We start from the raw sequence: 18723 nt of genomic DNA, 5'->3' as shown, positions 1-18723 counted from the left end.
GGAGCTGGCCCTTCAGGGGACCCCACTCGTTGGGGTCGGGGACGCCCGGGGGCAGCATCTGGCGGCGCTTGGGACCGCCGTGATCCGAGTCCCCCGGCTCCTTCGCCCCCGGCCAGGCCTTGGCGACGCGGGCGGCCAGGACGAAGTCCTTGCGCAGGGGGTGGCCCTCGAAGGTCTCCGGCAGGAGGAGGTGGTCCAGGGCGGGGTGGCCCTCGAAGCCGACCCCGAACATCTCGTGCGTCTCGCGCTCGTGCCAGGCCGCGCCCGCGTAGACGTCGACCGCGGTGGGCAGCACCGGCGCCTCGTGCGGGACCGTCGTGCGCAGCAGCAGGCGCCGTACCGGGGCGAGGGCGACGACGTGGGCCGAGACACGGAAGCCCGTGCCCGGTTCGTCGACCGCGCTCAGCCAGTCGAAGTAGGTGCAGCCCAGCTCGTCGCGGGCGGTCAGCAGCGCGGGCACCCACGCGGTGGGCGGCACGTCCACCGTGAGGACCTCGTAGGACTCCTCGGCCGTGGCACCGGCGCCGAACAGCTCCTCGGCGGGTGCGGGCAGCCAGCCGACAGCGGCACCGCTCATCGCGCGTCCCCCTCACCGGCGGTTCCGGCGGCCGGCGGCCTCACCAGCCCGCTGCGCAGCGCCGCCGTCGAGGGACGCGCCGCCTCGACCCCGTACCGCTCCCCCAGCGACTCCCGCGCGATCTTCTCCTGGAGCTTCAGGATCCCCTGGAGCAGCGCCTCCGGGCGCGGCGGGCAGCCGGGGACGTAGACGTCCACCGGGATGATCTGGTCGACGCCCTTGGTGACGGAGTACGAGTCCCAGTACGGGCCGCCGCAGTTGGAGCAGGCGCCGAAGGAGATGACGTACTTCGGCTCGGGCATCTGCTCGTACAGGCGCTTGACCGCCGGGGCCATCTTGTCCGTGACCGTGCCGGACACCACCATCAGGTCGGCCTGGCGCGGCCCGGGCGCGAACGGGATCACGCCGAGCCGGATGAAGTCGTGCCGGGCCATCGACGCGGCGATGAACTCGATCGCGCAGCAGGCGAGGCCGAAGTTGAAGACCCACAGCGAGTAGCGGCGGCCCCAGTTCAGGACGACCTTCATCGGCTCGGGAGCCAGCCGGGCGAGCGCGCCCAGCCTCTTCGGCTCCGGCAGCGGAACGGGCTCGGGGTTCACGTCCATGCCAGGACGCCCTTCTTGTATGCGTACAGCAGGCCCACGGTCAGGAAGCCGAGGAAGACGAACATCTCCACGAGCGTCGTCGCGCCGTAGCCGGGGGCGGCGAAGACCGTCGCCCAGGGGAACAGGAAGATCGAGTCGACGGCGAAGACGACGTACAGGAAGGCGTAGACGTAGTAGCGGACCTGGGTGTGCGCCCAGCCCTCGCCGACGGGGTCGACACCGCACTCGTACGTCAGCAGTTTCTCCGGGGTGGGGACCACCGGGCGCAGCAGCCGGCCCGCGCCGAAGGCGACCGCGACGAACAGCACGCCCACGACGGCGAGCAGTCCGACGACCGAATAGGACTGGAAGTAGTCCGCCGCGACGACGGCGGTCGACCCCCGCAACGTCTCCCGCACCGTCCGTCCCCTCGCTCCCTGGCCCTGTCGGCCCTGTCGGCCCTGTCGGCCCTGTCTTCTGGTCCTGTGTTCGACGATTTGTACGCACGGGAGTCTAGGCCCTGATAAGGGGACGGTAAGCAGCCCGTCGCCCCGTGGGATGCGGGGGTGGGGTTTTCCCCCGCCGGGCAGGGCGGCCGACCTCATGGCGCCCTCGCGCGCCGCACGGCACGCTGACCCGTATGACCGCACGCATCTCCGCCGCCGATCCGGCGGCAGACGGCGCCGAGGACCGGCTGCCCCCGGCTCGTCTCGCCTACGACCTGCCCACCTGGAAGGAGATCACGCATCTCCTGGCGAACCTGCCGGTGTCGCTGTTCGGCTTCGTGTATGTGGTGTCGGTGCTGTTCACCGGCGCCGCGCTGACGCTGAACGTGATCGGCTTCCCGTTGCTGGCGGCCGGGCTGATGGGCACGCGGCAGCTGGGCAGGCTGGAGCGGGCGCGGGCCCGGGCGCTGCTCGGGGTGCGGATCGAGGAGCCGAGCCCGCTGCCGCTGCTCCGCACGAAGGGGCTGCCCAACCGGCTCTGGACGGCGCTGAAGGACCCGGTGGGCTGGCGCACGGCGCTGTACCACTTCATGCGGATGCCCTGGGGGGTGCTCACCTTCACGGTCACGCTGGTCTCGCTCTTCGTGCTCTGGCCGGTGCTGCCGTTCCTCGCGCGGGGCATGGCGAACGTGGACCGGGCGATGGTGCGCGCCCTGCTCTCGCCCTCCGACGAGCTGGAGCGGCGGATCGCCGAACTGGAGTCCGACCGGGGTGTCGTGGTCGACACGGCCGCCGCCGACCTGCGGCGCATCGAGCGCGACCTGCACGACGGCGCGCAGGCCCGGCTGGTCAACCTGGCCATGGGGCTCGGCCTGGCCAAGGAGAAGCTGCTGGAGGGCCGGGCCGACGAGCACGTCGCCGCGATGGTCGAGGAGGCGCACGGCGAGGTGAAGCTCGCGCTGCAGGAGCTGCGCGACCTGGCCCGCGGCATCCACCCCGCCGTACTGACCGACCGCGGCCTGGACGCGGCCCTGTCCTCGGTCGCCTCGCGCTGCACCGTGCCGGTGAAGGTGACGGCCGACCTGGGCGCCCGCCCGGCGCCGGCGATCGAGGGCATCGCCTACTTCACCGTCTCCGAGCTGCTGCAGAACGTCAGCAAGCACAGCGGGGCCCGGTCCGCCTCCGTCGACGTGTGGCGGGCCGAGGACCAGCTGCTGATCCAGGTGTGGGACGACGGGCACGGTGGCGCCCGGATGGACGGCGGGACGGGGATGCGCGGCCTGGCCGAGCGGCTGGACGCGGTCGACGGCCTGTTCGTCGTCGACTCGCCGCCGGGCGGCCCGACGACGGTCACGGCGGAACTGCCGTGGCGGGACCGCACGGACGGCCCCGGCGCGGGCGCCCCCGACCGGGGGTAGGGAAAACCCCCCGCCCGAGACGCCGACGCACTCCATGGTCCCGCCCCCCGCGGCCGAGCAGGCTGGAAGCAGGGCGGGACAGCCGCAGAAGACGAGCCGCAGGACGCACAGCACGACGAGGGGAACGGGACGACGCCGATGGCCACCCAGTACGGACCGCAGTACGGACCGGGGTACGGGCAGAGGTACGGGCCCGACAGCGGGGACGGGTTCCACGACGACGGCACCGGCCGGCGGCGGCACCTGCTGCCTGCCGGGCTGCGGGCGCCGTTCGAGGCGCGCAGCTGGCGCGAGTTCGGATACGTGCTGCTGAGCCTGCCGATCGGCATCATGCTCTTCACGTACGCCGTCACGATGGTGTCGCTGGGCGTGGGCCTGCTGGTGACGTTCTTCGGTGTCCCGGTGCTGGCGGCGGCGCTGGCCGGCTGCCGCCTGTTCGGCATGCTGGAGCGCGCGCGGGCGCGCGGTCTGCTCGGTCTGGAGGTGGCCGAGCCGGAGCCGCTGCGGACGAAGGAGCCGGGCGTCCTGGCCTGGACGGGGAGCCTGCTGAAGAGCGGCAGCTCCTGGCGGGCCCTGCTCTACGCCGCGCTGCAGTTCCCGTGGGCGGTGTTCTCCTTCTCGGTCGCGCTGACCTTCTGGACGCTGGGCTGGGGGCTGCTGACGTACCCGCTGTGGTTCTGGGTCTTCCCGATGTGGGCCGGCCAGGGCGGCATCCAGCTCTACGGCGACGGGCAGCACGGGATCTACCTCGACAACCCGTTCGAAATCACGGTGACCGCTCTGGTGGGGCTGCTGTTCACGCTGGCCACGCCGTGGATCGTGCGGGCGCTGACGACGGTGGACCGGGTGCTGGTGCACGGGCTGCTCGGGCCGTCGCGGCTGTCGGCGCGGGTGGTGGAGCTGGAGTCGGACCGGGGCGTCGTGGTCGACACGGCCGCCGCCGACCTGCGGCGCATCGAGCGCGACCTGCACGACGGCGCGCAGGCCCGGCTGGTGGCGCTGGCGATGGATCTGGGGCTGGCGAAGGAGAAGCTGGCGGAGGACCCGCGGGCGGCGGCGCGGATGGTGGACGAGGCGCACGGCGAGGTGAAGACCGCGCTGCAGGAGCTGCGCGACCTGGCCCGCGGCATCCACCCCGCCGTACTGACCGACCGCGGCCTGGACGCGGCCCTGTCCTCGGTCGCCTCGCGCTGCACCGTGCCGGTGCGGGTGGAGGTGGACCTGGCGGAGCGGCCGGCGCCGGCGATCGAGGGCATCGCCTACTTCACCGTCTCCGAGCTGCTGCAGAACATCAGCAAGCACAGCCGGGCGCGGTCCGCCTCCGTCGACGTGTGGCGGGCGGAGGACCGGCTGATGCTGCAGGTCGTGGACGACGGGGTCGGCGGTGCGGACCCGTCCGAGGGGTCGGGCCTGGCGGGGCTGGCCGAGCGGCTGGACGCGGTGGACGGGATCCTGGTCGTCGACTCGCCCGCCGGCGGGCCCACCCGGGTAACGGCGGAGCTGCCCTGGCGGCGCTGAGCGCACCGCGGGTCCGGTTCCTTCGACGTGCGGCCTGCCGGCCGCGGCCACCCGGCCGCGGCCGGCAGGCCGAAACATGTGGCCGGCAGGCCGAAACATGCGGTCAAACGTGCAGTCACCTCCCCCACTTCCCGTGCCCCGGGCGCGGCAGGGTCCGAATGCTGGAATGCTGGACCATGTCGTAGGCAACGACCGATGAGCGGGGCTGTGGGGGGCCGAGGATCGTGGAGGACAGGGTGCGGGTGGTCATCGCCGAGGATTCAGTGCTGCTCAGGGAGGGCCTGACCCGGCTGCTGACCGACCGCGGGCACGAGGTCGTCGCGGGTGTCGGCGACGCCGAGGCGCTGATCAAGACCATCACGGAGCTGCACGACCAGTCGGCGCTGCCCGACGTCGTCGTGGCGGACGTACGGATGCCGCCGACGCACACCGACGAGGGGGTGCGGGCCGCGGTGCAGCTGCGCAAGGCGCACCCGGGACTGGGTGTGCTGGTGCTGTCGCAGTACGTGGAGGAGCGGTACGCCACCGAGCTGCTGGCCGGTTCCAGTCGAGGGGTGGGCTACCTGCTCAAGGACCGGGTGGCCGAGGTCCGGGAGTTCGTGGACGCGGTGGTGCGGGTCGCCGGGGGCGGTACGGCCCTGGACCCGGAGGTGGTCGCCCAGCTGCTCGGGCGCAGCCGCAAGCAGGACGTGCTGGCCGGGCTCACCCCGCGGGAGCGGGAGGTGCTGGGCCTGATGGCCGAGGGGCGGACGAACTCGGCGATCGCCCGTCAGCTGGTGGTGAGCGACGGCGCGGTCGAGAAGCACGTCAGCAACATCTTCCTGAAGCTCGGGCTGTCCCCGAGCGACGGGGACCACCGGCGTGTTCTGGCCGTCCTCACCTACCTGAACTCATGATCGTCCGACACTGTGCCGAGCGGACCGGACCGTCTCAGCAATGCGTCCAGTATGCGAACGGTACAGGGAAGGTGACCCTGACCGACGTAGGGTTGGCACCGGGAAGGTCTTCGGGAAGGCCGCTCCCGCACAGCCGCCTCGAGGGAGGTCCAGTTCAGTGACCAGCCAGGTCAGCAGTCCAGCGGAACAGGCCGACGGAGCCGTCGTGGGAGAACAGCGCAAAGCGGCCGGGACGAAGGACGTCCGCCGTCTGGACCGGGTGATCATCCGGTTCGCGGGTGACTCGGGTGACGGCATGCAGCTCACCGGTGACCGGTTCACGTCGGAGACGGCGTCGTTCGGCAACGACCTGTCGACCCTGCCGAACTTCCCGGCCGAGATCCGGGCCCCCGCCGGGACCCTGCCGGGCGTGTCCTCCTTCCAGCTGCACTTCGCCGACCACGACATCCTCACCCCGGGCGACGCGCCGAACGTGCTGGTGGCGATGAACCCGGCGGCGCTGAAGGCGAACATCGGCGATCTGCCGCGCGGCGCGGAGATCATCGTCAACACCGACGAGTTCACCAAGCGCGCGATGGCGAAGGTCGGCTACGACGCCTCCCCGCTTCAGGACGGCTCGCTGGACGGCTACCACCTGCACCCGGTGCCGCTGACCACGCTGACGGTGGAGGCGCTGAAGGAGTTCGACCTGTCCCGCAAGGAGGCCGAGCGCAGCAAGAACATGTTCGCGCTGGGCCTGCTGAGCTGGATGTACCACCGGCCCACCGAGGGCACCGAGAAGTTCCTGAGGAAGAAGTTCGCCAAGAAGCCGGACATCGCGGCCGCCAACATCGCCGCCTTCCGGGCGGGCTGGAACTTCGGCGAGACGACGGAGGACTTCGCGGTCTCCTACGAGGTCGTCCCGGCCACCAAGGCCTTCCCCGTCGGCACCTACCGGAACATCTCCGGGAACCTGGCCCTGGCCTACGGCCTCATTGCCGCCTCGCGGCAGGCGGACCTGCCGCTGTACCTGGGCTCGTACCCGATCACCCCGGCCTCGGACATCCTGCACGAGCTGTCCCGGCACAAGAACTTCGGCGTGCGGACCTTCCAGGCCGAGGACGAGATCGCCGGCATCGGCGCGGCGCTGGGCGCGGCCTTCGGCGGCTCCCTCGCCGTGACCACCACCTCGGGTCCGGGTGTGGCACTGAAGTCGGAGACCATCGGCCTGGCGGTGTCCCTGGAGCTGCCGCTGCTGGTCGTCGACATCCAGCGCGGCGGACCGTCCACCGGCCTGCCGACCAAGACCGAGCAGGCCGACCTGCTGCAGGCGATGTACGGCCGCAACGGCGAGGCCCCGGTCCCGGTGGTCGCCCCCCGCACCCCGGCCGACTGCTTCGACGCCGCCCTGGACGCGGCCCGGATCGCGCTGACGTACCGCACCCCGGTGTTCCTGCTCTCCGACGGCTACCTGGCCAACGGCTCCGAGCCGTGGCGCATCCCCGAGCTGGACGAACTGCCGGACCTCACCGTGCAGTTCGCGCAGGGCCCCAACCACACCCTGGCCGACGGCACCGAGGTGTTCCGGCCGTACAAGCGGGATGCGAAGACGCTGGCCCGGCCGTGGGCGGTCCCGGGCACGCCGGGCCTGGAGCACCGCATCGGCGGCATCGAGAAGCAGGACGGCACGGGCAACATCTCCTACGACCCCGCCAACCACGACTTCATGGTCCGCACCCGGCAGGCCAAGGTCGACGGCATCGAGGTCCCGGACGTGGAGGTCGACGACCCCACCGGGGCACGCACCCTGGTGCTCGGCTGGGGCTCCACGTACGGCCCGATCACGGCGGCGGTGCGCCGGCTGCGCGCGGCCGGGGAGTCCATCGCGCAGGCCCATCTGCGCCACCTCAACCCCTTCCCGAAGAACCTCGGCGCGGTGCTGCAGGCGTACGACAAGGTGGTGATCCCCGAGATGAACCTCGGGCAGCTCGCCACGCTGGTGCGGGCGAAGTACCTGGTGGACGCGCATTCGTACAACCAGGTCAACGGCATGCCGTTCAAGGCCGAACAGCTCGCCACGGCTCTGAAGGAGGCCATCGATGGCTGAGACGTCTACGGAAGGCAGGAGCACGGTCGAGGCGCTCTCCCTGGTGCCGAAGGCCGAGGCCAGGCAGTCCATGAAGGACTTCAAGTCCGACCAGGAAGTGCGCTGGTGCCCCGGCTGTGGCGACTACGCGATCCTCGCGGCCGTCCAGGGCTTCATGCCGGAGCTGGGGCTGGCCCGGGAGAACATCGTCTTCGTCTCCGGCATCGGCTGCTCCTCCCGCTTCCCGTACTACATGAACACCTACGGGATGCACTCCATCCACGGCCGTGCCCCCGCCATCGCCACCGGCCTGGCGACCTCGCGGCGCGACCTGAGCGTGTGGGTGGTGACCGGTGACGGCGACGCGCTGTCCATCGGCGGCAACCACCTCATCCACGCCCTGCGCCGCAACGTCAACCTCAAGATCCTGCTGTTCAACAACCGGATCTACGGCCTGACCAAGGGCCAGTACAGCCCGACCTCCGAGGTCGGCAAGATCACCAAGTCGACGCCGATGGGCTCGCTGGACGCGCCCTTCAACCCCGTCTCGCTGGCGATCGGCGCGGAGGCGTCCTTCGTGGCGCGGACGATCGACTCCGACCGCAAGCACCTGACCGAGGTGCTGCGCCAGGCCGCCGCCCACCCCGGCACGGCGCTGATCGAGATCTACCAGAACTGCAACATCTTCAACGACGGCGCCTTCGACGCCCTCAAGGACCGCCAGCAGGCCCAGGAGGCCCTGATCCGCCTCGAGCACGGACAGCCGATCCGCTTCGGCGCGGACAACGAGCGCGGTGTCGTACGGGACGCGGCCACCGGCGACCTGAAGATCGTCGACGTCACCCCGGAGAACGCCTCCGAGATCCTCGTCCACGACGCCCACGCGGCCTCGCCGACCACGGCCTTCGCACTGTCCCGGCTCGCCGACCCGGACACCCTGCACCACACGCCGATCGGTGTGCTCCGCTCCGTCGACCGCCCGGTGTACGACGCCGCGATGGCCGACCAGCTGGACACGGCGATCGAGCAGCGCGGCAAGGGAGACCTGGCGGCGCTGCTGGCCGGCGGGGACACCTGGACCGTCGTCGGCTGAGTACGCCGCCTCCCTCCGAGTGCGCCGGGCGCCCCCGCCTGTCATGACCGTATTGCAGTACGGGTATGACAGGCGGGGGCGCCCGGCGTTACCTTCGTGCGTGCCGCACGGCACGCGGCCAAGGCATCGAAGGAGGATCTCTTGAGCGAGAAGCCGAGGGGTGAACGGCGCACAGGACTGCTGAACGGCATCGCCGCCTACGGGATGTGGGGCATCGTCCCCCTCTTCTGGCCGCTGCTCAAGCCCGCCGGGGCGGTCGAGATCCTCGCCCAGCGCATGGTGTGGTCCCTCGCCTTCGTCGCCGCCGCGCTGCTCGTCGTACGCCGCTGGGCCTGGGCCGGCGAACTGCTGCGGCAGCCGCGCAGGCTGGGCCTCGTCACGGTCGCCGCCGCGGTGATCACCGTCAACTGGGGCGTCTACATCTGGTCCGTGAACAGCGGGCACGTCGTCGAGGCCTCCCTCGGCTACTTCATCAACCCGCTGGTCACCATCGCGATGGGCGTGCTGCTCCTCAAGGAACGGCTGCGGCCCGTGCAGTGGGCGGCGGTCGGCATCGGCGCCGCCGCCGTCGTGGTGCTGACCATCGGCTACGGCCGCCCGCCGTGGATCTCCCTGTGCCTGGCCTTCTCCTTCGCCACCTACGGTCTGGTGAAGAAGAAGGTCAACCTCGGCGGCGTCGAGTCGCTGGCCGCCGAGGCCGCCGTCCAGTTCCTTCCCGCCCTGGCCTACCTGCTGTGGCTGAGCGCCCAGGGCCGCTCCACCTTCGCCACCGAGGGCGCCGGGCACGCCGCCCTGCTCGCCTCCACGGGCATCGTCACCGCCCTGCCCCTGGTCTGCTTCGGCGCGGCCGCGATACGGGTGCCGCTCTCCACCCTGGGCCTGCTGCAGTACATGGCCCCGGTCCTCCAGTTCCTGCTGGGCATCGTCTACTTCCACGAGTCCATGCCCGCCGAGCGCTGGGCCGGATTCGCCCTGGTCTGGCTGGCCCTGACCCTCCTGACCTGGGACGGCCTGCGCACGGTCCGGCAGGCGGCAATGCTCAGGGCCCGGCTCGGGGCTCCCCGGGCGGCGGCGGTGGCGAGCGTGGACCCGGTGGACGCGTAGGCGTCGCCGCGAGGCCCGGATCCGGGTGCCGTACACGGTGAGCCGGGAGACGAAAAGCGACCGGACCGCCGGCCGTCAGCCGATATAACTGGTACATGACACAGCCGTCCACGGCCTCCACGCCCGCCCCGCTGCACTGGAAGCTCGTCATCGACTCCACCGACCCGCACGCGCAGGCCGACTTCTGGGCCGCCGCGCTGCACTACGAGGTGGAGGACAACAGCGCGTTCGTCGAGCGGCTGCTGGAGTCCGGGGCGCTGCCGGGCGAGGCCACTGTCGAGTTCCACGGCCGCCCGGCCTTCCGGGACCTGATCGCCGTACGGCACCCCGACGACCCGTACGACCCCGAGCGCGGCACGGGTCTGGGCAGGCGGCTGCTGTTCCAGCGGGTGCCGGAGGCCAAGGCCGGCAAGAACCGGCTCCACCTCGACCTGCATCCCGGCGAGGGCCGGCGCGCGGACGAGGTGGAGCGGCTGAAGGCACTCGGCGCGAGCGTGCTGCGGGCCCGTGCGGCGAGGCGGCCCATGCGGGTGCGGGCGGAGTGCAGTTGTTCCATGTCGTCGGCGGCGGGGCCGTCCTCGATGGTGAGTTCGGTCCACAGACCGATCAGGTCGCGGCCGAGGCGCAGGCCCTGCTCGGGGTCGCGGACCGCGCGCCAGGCGGTGGCCGCGCTCTGGATGTCGCCGTAGGCGGCCTCCGCGTCGCGGTTGCGGTGGTGGATGCGGGCGAGGTCGATGCAGAGGCGGAAGGAACGGAGCGGGTCGCCTGCCAGGTAGGCGATGTAGGCGGTCAGTTCGCGCAGGCGCAGCACCTCGGGGTGGTCCGGGCCGAGTGTGCCGGAGGCCTGCGCCACGGTGCGTTCCGCGACCGTCGCCGCCTCGCCGATACGGCCCCCCTTCACGGCCTCGTTGATCCGCGCCAGGGGTTCGGCGAGCAGGACGGCGCCTGTCCCGCCGGCCGCTGTCCTGGAGTCCTCGCCGAGCACGGCCTCGGCGACGGCGTCGAAACCGCGGGCGGTGGCGGGCTCGCGGCTCAGTCGGGACATGGGCTCCCCCGCTCGGGTGAGTGCCCTCCGGTCGTACGCATACTGCCGAGTCTCGCCGCCCGCCTGCCCTGCCCACGTCACCGCGGCGTCACAGACTCGCACCAGGAACCGGTGGCCGACGCCGTCACGAGGGCCGGTCCTTACGCGGTGATGTCCTTGGCCGTGAACCGTGCCCAGGCCGCCGAGCCGAATACCGCCGCGTACAGGGCCTGCAGCTGAAGGTTCTTCACCAGGCCGTCCCAGTAGACCGGCTCGCGCATGAGGTCGGCGAAGGACAGCCAGTAGTGGGAGAAGAGGTACGGCTGGATCGCGTGGAGTTGGGGGATCTGGTCGAGGATCTGGACGGTGATCAGTAGGCCCACGGTCGTGGCCATCGCCGCGATGCCGCTGTTGGTCAGCGTCGAGACGAACAGGCCGAGGGCGGCGAGACCGGCCAGGGACACGGCGACGACGAGGGCGATCAGCAGCGCCCGGCCCAGGCCCTCGGCGAAGCCGATCCGCGTGCCGGAGATGGTCGTCAGATCGCCGAGCGGGAAGAGCAGGGCGCCCACGGCGAGCGCCGAGACGGCGACCACGAGGGTGGCGACCAGGCAGAACGCCATCGTCGTGGCGTATTTGGTCAGCAACAGGCGGGTGCGGCCGGCCGGGGCGACCAGCAGATAACGCAGGGTGCCCGCGCTCGCCTCCCCGGCGATCGCGTCGCCCGCGATCACGCCGACGGCCATCGGCAGGAAGAACGGCAGGGTGGCGGCCAGCGCGGTGAAGACCAGGAACAGTCCGTTGTTGGTGATCTGCGTGATGAACGCCGGTCCCTCACCGCCTCCCCCGTGGCCCATCGACGAGCCGCCGCCCGTCTCGATCCTGACGGCCACTCCGACCAGGACCGGCACGGCGGCCAGCACGCCCAGCAGGGCGAGGGTGCGCCAGCGCCGGAAGGTGGTGGCCAGCTCGCTGCGCAGCAGCCCGAAGGTCCACAGCGGGCCCGGGGCGCGTACGACGGCCTCAGCCCGCGACATCGAAGCCCTCCCCCGTGAGTGCCACGAACGCGTCCTCCAGCGAGGCCCGTTCGAGCCCGAGACCACGGACCCGGACGCCCGCCGTCACCAGCGCGGCGGTCACCTCGGCGAGGTCGCGCTCCGGCGGGTCGCCGGTCACCCGGTCCTCGTCGACGACGACATCGCCGACGCCTTGTTCCTTCAGCACCCGGGCCGCCTCCCCGGTGTCCGGCGTGGTCACCACCAGCCGGCCGCGCGCACCGGCGGCCAGCTCGGCCACCGCGCCCTGGGTGACCAGCCGGCCCCGGGTCATGACGGCCGCGTGGGTGCACACCTGCTCGATCTCGTCCAGCAGGTGGGAGGAGAGGAAGACGGTCGTGCCGTCGGAGGCCAGCTCCCGCACCAGGGAGCGGATCTCGCGCATGCCCTGCGGGTCGAGGCCGTTGGTCGGCTCGTCCAGGACGAGCAGCTCGCGCGGCTGGAGCAGGGCCGCGGCCAGGCCGAGGCGCTGTTTCATGCCCAGGGAGTACGCCCTTGCCTTCTTGCCCGCGGCCGCCGTCAGGCCCACCCGGTCCAGCGCGGCGGCGACCCGGACGCGCCGGGTGCGGGGGTCGGCGGTCGGGTCGGCGGCGTCGTGGCGCAGCAGGTTGTCCCGGCCGGTCAGGAAGCCGTACAGGGCCGGGCCCTCGATGAGCGCGCCGACCCGGGGCAGCACGGCGCGCGAGGACCGGGGCATGGCGTGCCCCAGCACCCGCGCCGTGCCGGAGGTGGGCTCGACGAGCCCCATCAGCATGCGGATGGTGGTGGTCTTGCCCGAGCCGTTCGGACCGAGGAAGCCGAAGACGCTGCCCGCCGGGACGGTCAGGTCGAGACCGTCGACGGCGAGCTGTCCGCCGCGGTAGCGCTTGGTGAGCCCGCGGGTGTGGATGACACCGTCGTCCCCTTCGTCCATCGGCTCCCTCGTTCCGTCGTGCCCGTCGGGTACGCACCGCGCGGCGTCACCGCCCGGTGTTCGCCGCCTTCACCAGCTCGTCCTTGGTGACGGCACCGACGTAGACCTTGCCGTCGTCCGTCATCAGGGCGTTGATCAGGCGGGTGGAGAAGACCGTGCCCTTGCCGAACTTGCCGGAGACGCGGTCGCCGAGCGAGCCGAGGAAGCCGCTCGGGTCGCCCTTGCCGGAGGACGACGGGATGCCGCCCTCGGCGCCGGAGCCGAACACGGCGACGGAGTTCCAGCCCTTGCCGAGGACCGTCGGGCCGCCGCTCGCGGCGAGGTCCTTCCGCGCCGGGCCGGTGTCCTTGCCCGCGCCCTTGCCCGCGTCCTTGCCGGTGTCCTTCTCCTCGGTGACCTTCGCTCCCTTGGGCGGGGTGAAGTCGAACGTGGCGGCGGCCGGCTTGGCGAAGCTGATCCGGGTGAAGCCCGCGTCCACGACGGCGGCGCCGCCGCTCGCCGGGGTGAGCGTGAACTTCAGCGGCAGCCCGGTCCCGGCGTCCACCGCGATGCTGATCGCACCGACCGTGGTGCCGGAGGCGTGCTTCGGCTTGACGACCAGCCGGTAGGCGTCGCGGCCGGCGACCCGCGCGGTGCCGTCGACGGTCACCGAGGTGGTGTCGTCGACCGACTTCAGGGCCTGGTCGGCGAAGTCCTCGGGCATGGCGGGCACTTCGGCCCTGTGCCTCTTGCCGCTGTCGGCCGCCGTGCCGTGGAAGACCTCGTTCGACCTGCTGTCGTAGCCCCAGACGTCCTTGCCGTTGTGGATGAGGCTGTACTCGGCCGCCTTCTCGATCAGCGAGACCTTCTGCCGGTCCTGGCCGTCGGCCGCGACGCGCAGGGTGTGCGTGCCGGAGGCCAGTTCGGTCAGCTTGGACGTCGGGTCGGCCGACGAACCCTCACCGCCCTTGCCGGCGCCGGAGATCAGACCGCTCTCCAGGCCGCCGAGGTCGGGCAGGCCCAGGTCGGTGCTGATCTTGACCGTGCCGGACATCCGCTGGACGTCCGACCGGGCGATTTTCTCGACGAGTTGCTGCGCGGTGATCTTCGGCAGGTCGGGGTCGCCGGAGTCGGCGAGTGCCGGGACGAGCCCGATGGTCGCCGCCGCCACCCCCACCACCGTGACCGGAACGACGTAGCGTACGGCCCTGCGCCGTCCCGGGTGCAGGCCGTCGGCCTCCCCGGCGCCCGTGTTGTCGTCGGATTCGTACGGTGCCATGTGTGCCCTACCTCCGTCGTCGGCGGCGGCTGTCCTTCGCACAGGGTCCACTCCGAGCCGCCATTCTCACCCAAACCGGTGAGGAGTGGTGTGGTCCGTGTATTCCATCTGACCAAATCGGCCACGAGGAAGCGTCAGCCTCCGGAGCCAACTCGTGTACGCCTGCGGTATGACACGAAAAGGGCGGCGCCTCCGTCACCCCGTAGGGGTCGGGGTGGAGAGCGCCACCCGAATGGAGCAGCCGGAGCCCCTGACCGGCCCCGTGCCCGGAACCGGCCCGGTCCGCCGGACAGGCCTAGCCGGCCCGGTGCACCACCGCGTCGCACAGGTCCGTCAGCGCGGCCTTCGCGGCGCACTCGCGCAGCGGAGCCAGCGCGGCCCGCGCCTCCTCGGCGTAGCGCACGGTGTCCCGGCGGGCCTGCTCCAGCGCCGGGTGCGTGCGCAGCGCCGCCAGTGCCTCGGCGTGCCGCGCGTCGTCGCTCAGGTCGGAGGCCAGCAGCTCGCACAGGGCGACGTCCTCGGCCAGTCCCATCCGGGCCGCGCGTTCACGCAGCCGCAGGACCGGCAGCGTGGCGATGCCCTCCCGCAGATCCGTGCCGGGCGTCTTGCCGGACTCGTGCGAGTCGGAGGCGATGTCCAGGACGTCGTCCGCGAGCTGGAAGGCGACGCCCAGCCGCTCGCCGTACTGCGTCAGCACGTCCACGACCGTCTCGTCGGCACCGGACATCATCGCGCCGAACCGGCACGACACCGCCACCAGCGACCCGGTCTTGCCGCCCAACACGTCCAGGTAGTGGTCGACCGGGTCCCGGCCGTCCTGCGGGCCCGCCGTCTCCAGGATCTGCCCGGTGACCAGCCGCTCGAACGCCACGGCCTGCACCCGGACCGCCTCCGGCCCGAGGTCGGCGAGGATCTGCGAGGCCCGGGCGAACAGGAAGTCGCCGGTCAGGACGGCCACGGAGTTGCCCCAGCGGGTGTTCGCGCTGGCCACTCCGCGGCGCACCGCCGCCTCGTCCATCACGTCGTCGTGGTACAACGTCGCCAGGTGGGTCAGTTCCACGACCACGGCCGACGGCACGATCCCCGGCGCGTACGGGTCTCCGAACTGGGCCGCGAGCATCACGAGCAGCGGGCGGAACCGCTTCCCGCCCGCCCTGACGAGGTGCTGGGCGGCCTCCGTGATGAAGGGGACCTCGCTCTTGGTGGCCTCGAGCAGCCCTTCCTCGACAGCCGCCAGCCCGGTCTGGACATCGGCTTCGAGAGCCTGGTCCCGTACGTTCAGCCCGAACGGCCCGACGACGGTCACGAGGGGTCTCCTGTCTGCTGGTGTCAGCTGGCGGTCACACGGCTTGTCGATAGGTCGCTGCCATCACTCAAGTCAGCGTATCCGGTCAAGTTTCGATCACCGATAGCGCCCACCGATACGGGTCAGGCGGCATCACCCGACGTGACCACCATCACGCGCCTGCCGCGCGGCCCGTACGGACGCTCACTCTTACGGCCCGATTCACCCCTATTGGTATTTCAATTCCCGTTGGCCGCAATTGCTCCTCGTGCCGTCAAACCGTGAATTGGGTCACGTCGGCCTTTCCGCTCGTTTCCCTCCGGTCGGTTTGATTTCGCCTTTGCCCGTATGCCAGTTGAGCCTTGGCGGACGCAAAGGATCAAGTACCTCATACCCCTTGGATCAAGGCCAATCGGGGTGATCCGTGAATCCGGCCCTTGTTCCGGACATGTGCTCTCGCATACGTTCCCGGCCGACGGGCGGACGCCGAATCCTGCCGCCGCCCGCGATCCCATCGACCGAGTCACGCACGGCAGGAGCGGGGGACCCAGGTAAGTCGCCGGGCCGGGCGCCGTACGTCCTGTGTCGTACGCCGCGCCGGAACGGCTCGGGGTGAAGCCGTGCCCTCAAGGGCGCGGCCGGGCACCTCCCCGCCCGAACCCGACAGCTCACCCCGCAGGCGACGGAGAGGAAATTCCCCATGCCTGCCAAGGGTCAGCACCACCGCTTCCGCATGTCCCGTGTCGTCCGCGCCCTCGCCGTCACCGGCACGGGCGCCGCCGTCCTCGCCGTTCCGCTCCTCGGTGCCACCAGCGCGTCCGCGGCGACTCCGGCCGGCGAGGCCACCGTCAGGACGGCCACGGGCATCGGCTACCCGAACAACCTCGACGGCTGGATCCGGGCCTCCCTGGAGGTCATGCGGAAGAACGGCATCCCGGGCACCTACAACGGCATCCACCGCAACGTCATGCGCGAGTCCTCCGGCAACCCGCGGGCCATCAACCTCTGGGACTCCAACGCGGCCAAGGGAATCCCGTCCAAGGGTCTGCTGCAGGTCATCGACCCGACCTTCCGGGCCTACCACGTCCCGGGAACCTCGTACGACATCTACGACCCGGTCGCGAACATCACCGCCGCCTGCAACTACGCGGCCAAGCGGTACGGCTCGATCGACAACGTCTCCGGCGCCTACTAGGCCTACTGGGCAAACAATCGTTCGAGGACGACGGCGATGCCGTCGTCCTCGTTCGACAGCGTGACCTCGTCCGCCACCGCCTTCAGCTCGGGATGGGCGTTGGCCATGGCGACGCCCCGGGCGGCCCACTGGAACATGGGGATGTCGTTGGGCATGTCGCCGAAGGCGAGGGCGCTCTCGCGGCCCAGCCCCAGGCGTTCGGCGGCCAGCGCCAGCCCGGTCGCCTTGGTGATGCCGCACGGCTGGAGCTCGACGGTCCCCGGGCCCGACATGGTGACCGTGGCCAGGGAGCCCACCACGCCGCGCGCCGCCACCGCCAACTCGTCGTCGGACAGCACGGGATGGCGTAGCAGCACCTTGCTGATGGGCGTGCGCCACAGGTCGTCGCGCCGGTCGACCCGCACGGCGGGCAGGGTCGGGTGCGGCATGCGGTACCCCGGCTCGACGAGCGTGAGCCCGTCGACGCCGTCCTGGTCGACGGCGGCGTACACCTCGCCCACCTCGGCCTCGATCTTGCCGAGCGCGGTCTCGGCCAGCTCCCGGTCCAGGGTGACCGACCACAGCAGACGGTCCGTCCCGGCGTCGTAGACCTGTGCGCCCTGACCGCACACCGCGAGCCCCGTGGTGCCCAGGGTCTCGAGCAGCGGCCGTACCCTCGGCGCCGACCGTCCGGTCACCACGAGGTGCCGGGCACCGGCGTCCGCCACCCGCGCGAGCGCGGCGAGGGACCGTTCGGACAGGGTGTCGTCGCCGCGCAGCAGCGTTCCGTCCAGGTCGGTGGCGATGAGGGCGTATGCGAGGGGAGGGGCCATGATCAGAGAATACGGACCCGCCGCGCCCGCGACTCGACGGGAACCGGACGACGGCCACGGGCAGGGCCGTTCCGGCTCCCTCCCCTCAACTCCCCTTTCCGGCGGGCGCTTCGGCGTCCCGGGCGGGGAGTCTCTTTGATTGCTCAACCGTGCGCCTCTGCGGGTCGGTTGAGCCACCGCGGGGCCGGCTGCCCTATCCGGTCGTGCTGCCGCGGCGGTTGGTCCGCCACAGTTGGTAGAGGTGCTTCGCGCCGGGCCGCACGAAGCGCGCGAGCATGGTGAGGAACGGCAGCGGGTCGTCACCCGCCAGCCAGGCCAGCTCCGTCCCGCTCGCCCTCGCCGGCGCGTGCGGCGTCGTGTAGCCGCTGCGGCGGTAGGCGAGGAGGGCGGGCAGGTCGATGTTCTCCACGACGTACCGGTGACCCGCGCGCTGCTCTCCCTCCGGTACGGCGCGCCCGGTCAGGTCGAGGTGCATGGCACGCACGACGTCCACCCCCGACTCGCTCTCGAAGAGCCGGAACTGGGCGCCCATGCGCGGGTTGAAGTCGAGGAGCTTGTACTGTCCGTCGCGCCGGTCGAAGCGCAGGTCGAGATCGACGATGCCGGTGAAGCCGATCTGCTTGATGAAACGCGCGGCGAGGTCGGCGAGTTCCGGGTTGTCGACGACGTACGCGTTCGCCGTCATCCCCGCGTGCGGCGGCCAGGAGCGGACCTTGACGCCGGTGAACATCGCGAGCGGGGCCGAGTCCTGGCCGAAGTAGGCGTGCACGATCCAGTCCTCGGCCTTCTCCCGCGGCAGATACTCCTGGAGGATCACGCCCGGCCGCTCGCCCCAGTCACGGGCGAGGGTCAGCAGGCCCTCGCGGGTGGTGATCCTCGTGGTGCCGTTCACCGCCGGGCTGCTGCGCCGTACGAACGCCTCGCGGTTCTTGGCCACCACCGGGAAGCGGGCCTTGTCGGCGAACGCCACGATGTCGTCGTACGACTGCGGGAAGGCGGCCGCGGGGCTGGGGATGCCGTGCTCCACGCACAGCTCGTGCAGGCCCTGCTTGCTGGCCAGACGGCGCGGCAGACCGGGGGCGACGCGCGGGAAGAGGAAGCGGCTCCCCAGTTCGTCCTGGTGTTCTGCGATCAGGACGGCGGCCTCCTCGTCCGTGGGCACGAGGACGGCGGGCCGGCCGATGCGGCGGCCGATCCTCAGCAGGCCCTCCACCAGGTGGTCCGCCCCCTCCGTGCCCCGTGTCGGCCAGACGAACGCGCGTGTGAGATAGCGGGAGGCTGCGGCGGGCGTGTACGCGTCCTCGGTGATCGCGTACACGGGGACGCCGAGACGGCCCAGGCTGCGGATCGCGCCCACCCCGCCGTGGTGCAGCGGATAGTCCCCGAACTTCACGATCAGGCCCGGTACCTCACGGTCGGCCCGGAAAGGCACACTGACGGCATTCCTGGCCACGGGCCCCCCACGTGTCCCCCTATGGAG

16 protein-coding genes, 2 pseudogenes and 1 riboswitch are annotated in these 18723 nt (G+C 71.7%); of the genes and pseudogenes, 8 read left to right on the top strand and 10 right to left on the bottom strand.

Features of this window, described 5'->3' with window-relative positions:
* From C1I97_RS12635 to C1I97_RS12625, 3 genes are all read right to left on the bottom strand, one after another.
* Positions 1–577 (bottom strand): NADH-quinone oxidoreductase subunit C (locus tag C1I97_RS12635; RefSeq protein ID WP_146608199.1); only part of this gene is annotated, 577 nt, incomplete at its 3' end.
* Positions 574–1182, bottom strand: a complete 609-nt coding sequence (locus tag C1I97_RS12630) for an NADH-quinone oxidoreductase subunit B (protein WP_111003312.1) — start codon at positions 1180–1182, stop codon at positions 574–576. The genes C1I97_RS12635 and C1I97_RS12630, both read right to left, overlap by 4 nt.
* The gene (locus C1I97_RS12625) at positions 1173–1580 is read right to left on the bottom strand and encodes an NADH-quinone oxidoreductase subunit A (protein WP_111003311.1); all 408 of its coding nucleotides are present in this window, start codon (positions 1578–1580) and stop codon (positions 1173–1175) included. Before C1I97_RS12625 ends, C1I97_RS12630 begins: the two co-directional genes overlap by 10 nt.
* A gap of 221 nt (positions 1581–1801) precedes the next feature.
* Here C1I97_RS12625 and C1I97_RS12620 point away from each other — a divergent pair, with 221 nt between their 5' ends.
* From C1I97_RS12620 to C1I97_RS12590, 7 genes and pseudogenes are all read left to right on the top strand, one after another.
* Positions 1802–3025 carry a sensor histidine kinase gene (locus tag C1I97_RS12620; RefSeq protein ID WP_111003310.1) on the top strand — a complete coding sequence of 408 codons (1224 nt, stop codon included), beginning with the start codon at positions 1802–1804 and terminating at the stop codon, positions 3023–3025.
* A 138-nt stretch (positions 3026–3163) separates the two neighbouring features.
* Complete coding sequence (locus C1I97_RS12615) at positions 3164–4543, top strand: sensor histidine kinase (RefSeq protein ID WP_111003309.1); 1380 nt, start codon at positions 3164–3166, stop codon at positions 4541–4543.
* Between the two features lie 224 nt (positions 4544–4767).
* A complete protein-coding gene (locus C1I97_RS12610; protein ID WP_111003308.1) occupies positions 4768–5439 on the top strand; it encodes a response regulator transcription factor in 672 nt (223 codons plus the stop codon).
* Positions 5440–5596: 157 nt separating this feature from the next.
* Positions 5597–7525 carry a 2-oxoacid:acceptor oxidoreductase subunit alpha gene (locus C1I97_RS12605; RefSeq protein WP_111003307.1) on the top strand — a complete coding sequence of 643 codons (1929 nt, stop codon included), beginning with the start codon at positions 5597–5599 and terminating at the stop codon, positions 7523–7525.
* Positions 7518–8597, top strand: coding sequence for a 2-oxoacid:ferredoxin oxidoreductase subunit beta (locus C1I97_RS12600; RefSeq protein WP_111003306.1), 1080 nt, complete (start codon positions 7518–7520; stop codon positions 8595–8597). The genes C1I97_RS12605 and C1I97_RS12600 overlap by 8 nt, the downstream gene beginning before the upstream one ends.
* A gap of 141 nt (positions 8598–8738) precedes the next feature.
* Positions 8739–9701 (top strand): EamA family transporter RarD, encoded by a 963-nt coding sequence (gene rarD, locus C1I97_RS12595; protein ID WP_111003305.1) that lies wholly within the window; start codon positions 8739–8741, stop codon positions 9699–9701.
* Positions 9702–9796: 95 nt separating this feature from the next.
* Positions 9797–10204, top strand: a pseudogene (locus C1I97_RS12590) (VOC family protein); the annotation flags it as partial.
* Here the strand turns inward: C1I97_RS12590 and C1I97_RS12585 are convergent.
* The 5 genes and pseudogenes from C1I97_RS12585 to C1I97_RS12565 all read right to left on the bottom strand — a co-directional run.
* A pseudogene (locus C1I97_RS12585) lies at positions 10201–10728 on the bottom strand (hypothetical protein); the annotation flags it as partial. The pseudogenes C1I97_RS12590 and C1I97_RS12585 overlap by 4 nt on opposite strands.
* A gap of 158 nt (positions 10729–10886) precedes the next feature.
* A complete protein-coding gene (locus C1I97_RS12580) occupies positions 10887–11762 on the bottom strand; it encodes an ABC transporter permease (RefSeq protein WP_111003304.1) in 876 nt (291 codons plus the stop codon).
* Positions 11749–12693, bottom strand: coding sequence for an ABC transporter ATP-binding protein (locus C1I97_RS12575; RefSeq protein ID WP_111003303.1), 945 nt, complete (start codon positions 12691–12693; stop codon positions 11749–11751). Before C1I97_RS12575 ends, C1I97_RS12580 begins: the two co-directional genes overlap by 14 nt.
* Positions 12694–12739: 46 nt before the next feature.
* The gene (locus tag C1I97_RS12570) at positions 12740–13951 is read right to left on the bottom strand and encodes a LolA family protein (RefSeq protein WP_111003302.1); all 1212 of its coding nucleotides are present in this window, start codon (positions 13949–13951) and stop codon (positions 12740–12742) included.
* A gap of 295 nt (positions 13952–14246) precedes the next feature.
* Positions 14247–15257, bottom strand: a complete 1011-nt coding sequence (locus tag C1I97_RS12565; protein WP_111003301.1) for a polyprenyl synthetase family protein — start codon at positions 15255–15257, stop codon at positions 14247–14249.
* A gap of 485 nt (positions 15258–15742) precedes the next feature.
* A riboswitch (cyclic di-AMP (ydaO/yuaA leader) is annotated at positions 15743–15933 on the top strand.
* A gap of 3 nt (positions 15934–15936) precedes the next feature.
* Between C1I97_RS12565 and C1I97_RS12560 the strand changes: the two genes are divergently transcribed.
* Positions 15937–16431, top strand: a complete 495-nt coding sequence (locus C1I97_RS12560; RefSeq protein WP_111003300.1) for a transglycosylase SLT domain-containing protein — start codon at positions 15937–15939, stop codon at positions 16429–16431.
* 2 nt (positions 16432–16433) lie between these two features.
* Here the strand turns inward: C1I97_RS12560 and C1I97_RS12555 are convergent, their stop codons facing one another.
* Positions 16434–17243, bottom strand: coding sequence for an HAD family hydrolase (locus C1I97_RS12555; RefSeq protein ID WP_111003299.1), 810 nt, complete (start codon positions 17241–17243; stop codon positions 16434–16436).
* Between the two features lie 193 nt (positions 17244–17436).
* Positions 17437–18675: a carboxylate--amine ligase gene (locus C1I97_RS12550; protein WP_111003298.1), complete on the bottom strand. Its 1239-nt coding sequence runs from the start codon at positions 18673–18675 to the stop codon at positions 17437–17439.
* Positions 18676–18723 lie beyond the last annotated feature (48 nt).

The sequence above is a fragment of the Streptomyces sp. NTH33 genome (assembly GCF_003236365.1).
Lineage (GTDB): Bacteria > Actinomycetota > Actinomycetes > Streptomycetales > Streptomycetaceae > Streptomyces.
This window is presented reverse-complemented; position numbering and strand designations above follow the sequence as displayed.